Origin of the sequence: Streptomyces hokutonensis (assembly GCF_000376565.1) — a bacterium.
Classification (GTDB): Bacteria; Actinomycetota; Actinomycetes; order Streptomycetales; family Streptomycetaceae; genus Streptomyces; species Streptomyces hokutonensis.
This window is the reverse complement of record NZ_BARG01000149.1, coordinates 1-6,596: the sequence shown is the minus strand read 5'-3', so window position 1 is coordinate 6,596 and position 6,596 is coordinate 1. Positions and strand designations below refer to the sequence as shown.

The window sequence follows — 6,596 nt, the reverse complement described above, 5'->3', positions numbered from 1 at the left end:
CCGAGACCGCCGCGATGTTCTTCTCGGAGGCGGCGATCAACTTCTCCGCCTTGTCAGTGACGTTGAAGACCTTGCCCATGTCCCGCAGCAGCGTGTAGCTGTCAGCGATGGTCATCTTCGCGGTGTCCTGGTCACAACCCTGCGGAGAGACATAGCTGTTGGCGCCGACGGCTTTCAACTGGTCCCGGGTGGCGAAGCCGTTCTTCTCGTCGAAGCCGTACGAGGTGGTGGACAGGACGAGATCGGGGCGCAGGCCGAGCATGGCCTCGCGGGGGATGTCGTAGGCGTCGTTGAGCTTCACGTTCCCTGTGGGCAGGGCCTTGATGGCGGCGGCGCGGCCCGCGACCTCGGACATGCCGTAGGTCTGCTGATTGGCAACGATCTTGTCCTGGAGGCCGAGGGCGAGGAGCGTGGAGACCTCTGCGACGGAGGCGCCGTTCATGACCACGACCCGGCTGGGGGCCTGCTTGAAGATCTCGGCCTGTCCGCAGTTCTTCAGCGTCACCGGGTAGCCGGTCTTCGACACGGCGACCTCGGTCGTCGTACCGCTCGCCGTGTCGCTGTCCGAGGAGTCGCCGCATGCCGCCGTGAGCAGGCAGAGGGCTGCGGCCAGGGCGGTGGCGGCCGGCCGGTTGATCGACATGCGGGCTCCTTGCGTGCGGGGTCTGCTCATGGGCTGAGGGGTTCTGTTGCAGTAGTCGGGGCGAGGTGGTTGCGAGTTCCCGGCAAGTCCCGCTTATTTGGCGGCTGTTGCCGGAGTGGGCAGCACACCCGCGGTGACGCAGTGGTCCAGGTAGCCGAAGACAAGGTCCCGGTCGGCCGGCGGGCTGGTGATGCCACTGCCTTCCAGGCCGGCACGGACGTTGTCGGCCCGGACGTGGCCGAGGCGCAGGTCGGTCGGCGCGGCCCGGTCGGCGGAATCGAAGAAGGCCAGCGTCGTGGCGGCGACGTCGGCCGTGCGGGGCAGTTGCTCGCGCCAGCGCGCCAGCGGCAGTCGCCGTAGCGGATAGCCGTATTCCTGAACCCAGTCGTAGACGTCACCGAGCCGCACCCGGGGCAGGGTCGCGTGGTGGAAGACCGGACCGGCTGCACGGCCGGGGGTGAGGCAGAGGTGGACGAGGGAGCGGGCCACGAAGTCAACGGGCGTCCAGACCTCGTCCTCGAACAGGTCGGGGACGATCCCGGCGGGGATGCCGGCCCGCAGCACGCTCCACAGGAAGTCCCGCTCGTTGACGTATCCCGTGCCGGACGGGCCGACCACCCGGCCCACGCGGTGCACGGTCACCGGCAGACCGCGCTCGGCCGCCTGCTCCAGCAGCCGTTCCGAGGCCCACTTCGACTGCTGGTAGCCGTAGCGGAGTCCCTCGTGCGGCGGCAGGAATGCCTCCGGCACCTCGGGGCTGTGGCTCGCAGGCGGGGCCACGGACAGGGTGGAGACGTAGTGGAGGGGCGTCGTGCGCACGGCGGCCAGGCGCAGCAGCTGACGGGTGGACTCGGTGTTGGCGGCGCGCAGGGTGGCGTAGTCGCGCATGATGCTGACGGTCGCGGCGTTGTGGAAGATCGCGTCGCAGGTGGCGGCGAGGTCGGCGAGCGCGTCGCGGGTCAGGCCGAAGTCGGGGCGGGCGAGGTCGGTGGGGAGGGCGGTGACCCGGTTGCGTGCCCGCTCGTCGAGGGCGATGCCGTGACGTTCAAGTGCCTTGTGGATGCGTGTGGTTGCTTCGGCCTGGTCATGGGCCCGCACCGTGCAGACGATCTCGGCTGCCGTGTCTGTGAGGAGTTGGGCCAGCAGGTGGACGCCTACGAAGCCGGTCGCGCCGGTGAGGAGGATGCGGCGGGGGGTGGCGTCCGGGGCGCGGCTGATGCCGGGGCGGATGCCCGGGTCGAGGACGGTGTCGGCGAGAAGGGTCGGCGGGAGTCCTGCCGGTGCGGACGTTGATTGGGCGTTCTCGCCGAGGAAGCCGGCCAGCCCAGCGGCGGTGGGGTGCTGGAAGAGCCAGGCGACCCGTATGTCGCGGCCGAGTTCGACGCCGAGGCGGTTGGCTGCCTGGATGGCCTGGAGGGAGTGGGCGCCCAGGTCGAAGACGTCGTCGTCCACGGCGAGGGTGTCCGTGCCGAGGATCTGTCGCCAGACGGCAGTGACGGTCCGCTCAAGAGGGCTGCTGGTGGTGGGGAGTTGGGGCGCTGATGTCCGGGTCAGGGCGGCCCGGTCGATCTTTCCGGAGCCAGTGCGGGGCAGCCGGTCGAGGAGTTCGACCGCGGAGGGGATCATCGCCGCGGGCAGCCTGGTCCGCAGGTGTTCCCTGACCTCGGACGCGGACGGTGCCGGTGACTCGGGGACCACGTGGGCGGCCAGGCGCCGGGTGCCGTCGGGGAGGGTCTGCCCCACGACGGCGGCTTCCCGGATGCGGGGGTGGGTGAGCAGGGCGTTCTCGACCTCGGCAGGCTGGACACGGTGGCCACTGATCTTGAACTCGTCGTCCGCCCGCCCCAGGAAGCGGAGTTGACCGTCCTCGCCGACGTCGACCAGGTCGCCGGTGCGGTAGGCGCGGGGGGCGCGGGGAAGCGCGGTGAGAGGTGCGAAGCGGGAGCTGTCCGGTACTTCGCCCCGGTAGCCGCGGGCCAGGGCGGCGCCCAGCAAGTACAGCTCGCCGTCGACGACGGCGGCCCGGGTGCCGGGCAGTGGCAGGCCGATGGGTACGTCGCCGGGTGCAAGGGCGGGGTCGTGCAGGTCCGCGACGGTGGCTACCACGGTGGCCTCGGTGGGCCCGTAGGTGTTCAGCAGCGCAACCGAGGTGCCGACGGCCTTGCGCCAGCGATCGACCCGTTCGGGCAGGGCCGCCTCGCCGCCGATGACGACGGTCCGCACGTTCTCCGGCAGCTCGGCGGCGCCGGTCGAGAGCGCGTAGGCCATCTCGTGCCAGTACGCGGTGGGCAGGTCCAGCACGCTGACGCGCAGGCGGGCGCACTCGTCCAGGAAGCGCGGCACGGACTCGGTCATGTCGTCGGCGCGGATCACCAGCGTGCCGCCCGCACACAGGGTGAGGAAGAGTTCCTCCACGCTGGCGTCGAAGTGCAGTGGGGCGAACTGCAGGACGCGGTCCTGGCGTTGGATGCCGTAGCGGTGGGTGGCCGCCGCGACGAAGTGGGCCAGCGCGTCGTGGCCGATCTCCACTCCCTTGGGGCGCCCGGTGGAGCCCGAGGTGTGCAGCACGTAGGCCAGGTCCGCGAGTTCGGGCGCCGACGGCACTGTGGGTGTGGCGGGCCCGGAATCCGGCTGGTCCAGGGCGAGTACGGCCTGCTCAGGGAAGCCGGCCGCGCGGTCGCCGGTCGTCACCACGAGCGCCGGAGCGGCGTCGGCCAGGAGGTGGGCCGTGCGGGTGGCGGGGGCCTTCGGGTCGAGGGGGCAGTAGGCGGCGCCCGACAGCAGGACGCCCAGGATGGCGGTGACGGCGTCGATGCCCCGGGGCAGGACCACCGCCACCACATCGCCCCGGCCGACGCCCCGGGCGGCCACGCGGCGAGCCATGTCCCGTGCGGTACCGAAGAGTTGGGCGTACGTGAGGGTGTCCCCGGCGTGCTCCACGGCGACGGCCGTGCCCCGGCGGGCGGCGTGGTCGGCGATGAGACTCAGCACCGGTCGGGCGGGGGCGGGCAGCGGGTCCCCGGTCAGGACGCGGACGGCTCCGGCGGCGGAGGTACGCGCCAGTTCTCGCAGCGGCCGGTCGGGGGCGGCGACCGCCCCGTCGAGGAGAGCGAGCAGGCCCTCCTGGAAACCGGCCGCCTCGCTCTTGGTGTACAGGTCGGGGTTGGCGTCCAGGGCGATGCGCAGGCCGGTGCCGTCGGAGCGGTCGTAGACGTTGACGGCCAGGTCGTCGACCGGTCCCGCGGACACGTTGTGGACGGTGCTGCGGTGGCCGGCGAACCGCAGGCCGTACTCGAACGGCATGATGTTCACGCCGGGCCCGGACAGCCGGCGCTGACCGCCCACCAGCTTCAGGTCGCGCCGCAACTGCTCGTAGCGGTAGCGCTGGTGGGGCAGTCCGGCGCGCAGTTCGCGGGAGACGCGGGGCGCGAGGTCGCGCAGGGTGTCGTCGAGGATGACGGGCACGCGCAGCGGCAGGATGTTGCGCACCATGCAGGGGACACGCAGGGAGACCGAGCCGAGGCGGCCCATCGCGGGCAGGCTCAGGACGATCTCCGGGGCGCCGGTCACCTGGTGCAGGTGGGCGACGGTGACCGCGAGCACCACCTCGGACCACGTCACCGACAGGTCACGGGCGACCGTGCGCAGGGTGGCGGACCAGGCCGCGTCGAGGTCGGTGACGTGGCGGTGGAAGGTGCGGGCGGGGAGAGCGGAGCGGCCGGCCGGGCTGGCCACCGGCGGGCGGTCGGCGTATCGGTCGGTCCAGTAGGCGCGGTCCTTGGTGTGGCGGGCGGACGCGCGGTGGGCCAGCTCTTCGGCGCGGACGGACTCCAGGGTGCCGAAGCCGCTGTCCGGGACGGGTTCACCCGCCACGAGGGCCGTGTAGACCTGGGCCACGCGGCGGGCCACCAGTGAGAGGCCGAAGCCGTCGAGGGCGATGTGGTGGACCCGGTGGTACCAGAGGTACTGCTCCTGCCCGGTTCTGAGCAGGGCGTGGCCGAAGACCGGGCCGCGGGTGAGGTCTACGGGGCGGGCCATGTCCTGGTCCATCCAGGCCAGGGCCGCGGCCTGGGGATCGGGCTCGGTGGTGAGGTCGGCGATGTGGGTGCGCCAGTCGCCGGCCGGGGTGTCGAGCTGCCAGGGGTGGCCGGTGTCGTCGGTGACGAAGGTGACGTTGAGGGCCTCGGTCTCGGCGACGACGTGGTGCAGGGCGGTGTCGAAGACGGCCGTGTCCACCGGGCCGTCGATGCGTACGTATTCGGCGGTGTTGTAGGCGGGGCTGTCGGCGTCGAGTTGCTGGCCGGCCCAGATGCCCTCCTGGGCGGCCAGCAGTGGGTGACGCCCGGCGGATGACGTGCTGTCAGGTGTCGGCACGTGCTGCTCCTTTCCGGCGTTCTTCCAGCAGTTGCCACCACTGGGCGAAGGAGGTCCGCTCGGCGAGGTCGACAAAGGTCACGTCCGCGCCGGCGGCCTGCCACCGCTCCAGCAGGGTGACGATGCGCAGGGAGTCCAGCCCCGCGTCCAACGGGCTCTCCTCCAGGTCGATTTCGTCGGGCAGCAGGAACAGGCACTCCGCGAGGTCCGCGCGGAAGCTGTCCGGGGTGAGGGGTTCAGGCATGCGGGTTCTCTCTCGGTGGCTCGACGAGGGCGCGAGGGTGAGGAACTGGCCTTGTCCGACGGGTCAGTTGACCTTGCGGTCGGCGTCCGACCAGAAGCGGTCGCGCAGTTCGCGGCGCAGGATCTTGCCGCTGGGGTTGCGCGGCACGCTGTCGATGAACTCGTAGCGGGCGGGCAGCTTGAAGTTCGCGAGCTGTGGCACGAGGAAGGTGTGCAGGTCCCGGGGGCTGGGCTGTTGATCAGGGGCCGGAACGATGAAGGCGTGCACGTACTCGCCCCAGCGTTCGTCGGGGGCGCCGACAACGACGGCCTCCGCGACGCCGGGGTGGCCTTCCAGCACGTTCTCGATCTCGGCCGGGTACACGTTCTCGCCGGCCACGAGGATGGCGTCCTTGATCCGGTCGCGGATGAAGACGTAACCGTCCTCGTCGACATATCCCGCGTCTCCGGTGTGGATCCAGCCGTCGACGAGGGTGTCCGCCGTTTTCTCGGGCAGGCCCCAGTACTCCACCATGCGGGCGGGGGTGTGCAGGCACACCTCGCCGACCTGGCCCGGCGGGAGTTCGCGCCCCTGGTCGTCGATGACTTTGGAGCGCACGCCGGGGTAGGGGTGACCGGCGGCCTGCATACGGGGGCCGCCGGGGACGTGGTCGGCGGGTGGCAGGCACACGGCGGTGTTGCCGGTCTCCGTCAGGCCGTAGATCTGGGCGAACTCGCAGTCCAGGACGGCGAGGCTCTGCTCCAGCAGCGCCTCGGAGATCGGGGAGCCGCCGTAGACCGTCTTGCGGAGCGTGGTGGAGTCCTCGGCGCTGACGCCGGGTTCGGTGAGCATCATGCGGAGCATGGCCGGGACGACGCAGGCGGTGGTGATGCCGAGGTCGCGGATGAGGTCGACGGCCGGGCGGGCGGCGAACGCGCGCATCGCGACGATAGTCGTGCCCGCGTTGAAGTTTTGGGTGGCCCACCACAGGCCACCGACGTGGAAGCCGGGGATGCCGACCAGGGCGATGTCGCCGGAGCGCCAGTCGATCCAGTCGAGACCCTCGCTCGCCAGGGCGTCACGGATCGCGAAGAAGCTGCGGTGCGCGAGCACCACCCCCTTGGGTAGGCCGGTGGTGCCGCTGGTGTAGAGCTGGGCGACGGGAGTGTCGGGGGTCGGGTCGAAGTCCGTCTCGTGGAGCGGCTGTTGCTGACGCCACTGCTCCAACTCCCCGAGCGGAACGACCGTTTCGGGTGGCACGGTCGGCATGCCGGCCACGACCTGTCTGAACTCGTCTTCCAGGAAGAGGAGTCGGGTGCCGGAGTCCTGGAGGATGTGGCTGACCTCTGGCGCGGT

The 6,596-nt window shown here is 71.4% G+C and carries 4 protein-coding genes; all 4 read right to left on the bottom strand.

The window, feature by feature from the left end; translation table 11 throughout:
• On the bottom strand, window positions 1-643 hold a 643-nt coding region (locus SSP08S_RS54300), incomplete at its 3' end, for an ABC transporter substrate-binding protein (protein ID WP_019076010.1).
• Between the two features lie 93 nt (window positions 644-736).
• Entirely contained in the window at window positions 737-5,017 is a 4,281-nt protein-coding gene (locus SSP08S_RS54295; protein ID WP_019076009.1) for a non-ribosomal peptide synthetase, read from the bottom strand.
• On the bottom strand, window positions 5,004-5,261 hold the full coding sequence (locus SSP08S_RS54290) for a phosphopantetheine-binding protein (RefSeq protein ID WP_019076008.1): 258 nt from the start codon (window positions 5,259-5,261) through the stop codon (window positions 5,004-5,006). The genes SSP08S_RS54295 and SSP08S_RS54290 overlap by 14 nt, the downstream gene beginning before the upstream one ends.
• A gap of 63 nt (window positions 5,262-5,324) precedes the next feature.
• A partial coding sequence (locus tag SSP08S_RS54285; RefSeq protein WP_019076007.1) for an AMP-binding protein occupies window positions 5,325-6,596 on the bottom strand: 1,272 nt, incomplete at its 5' end.

What these genes read in the sequence shown, in the direction of transcription:
- SSP08S_RS54290 (WP_019076008.1), bottom strand. Translation starts at nt 5,261, where the DNA reads ATGCCTGAACCCCTCACCCCGGACAGCTTCCGCGCGGACCTCGCGGAG.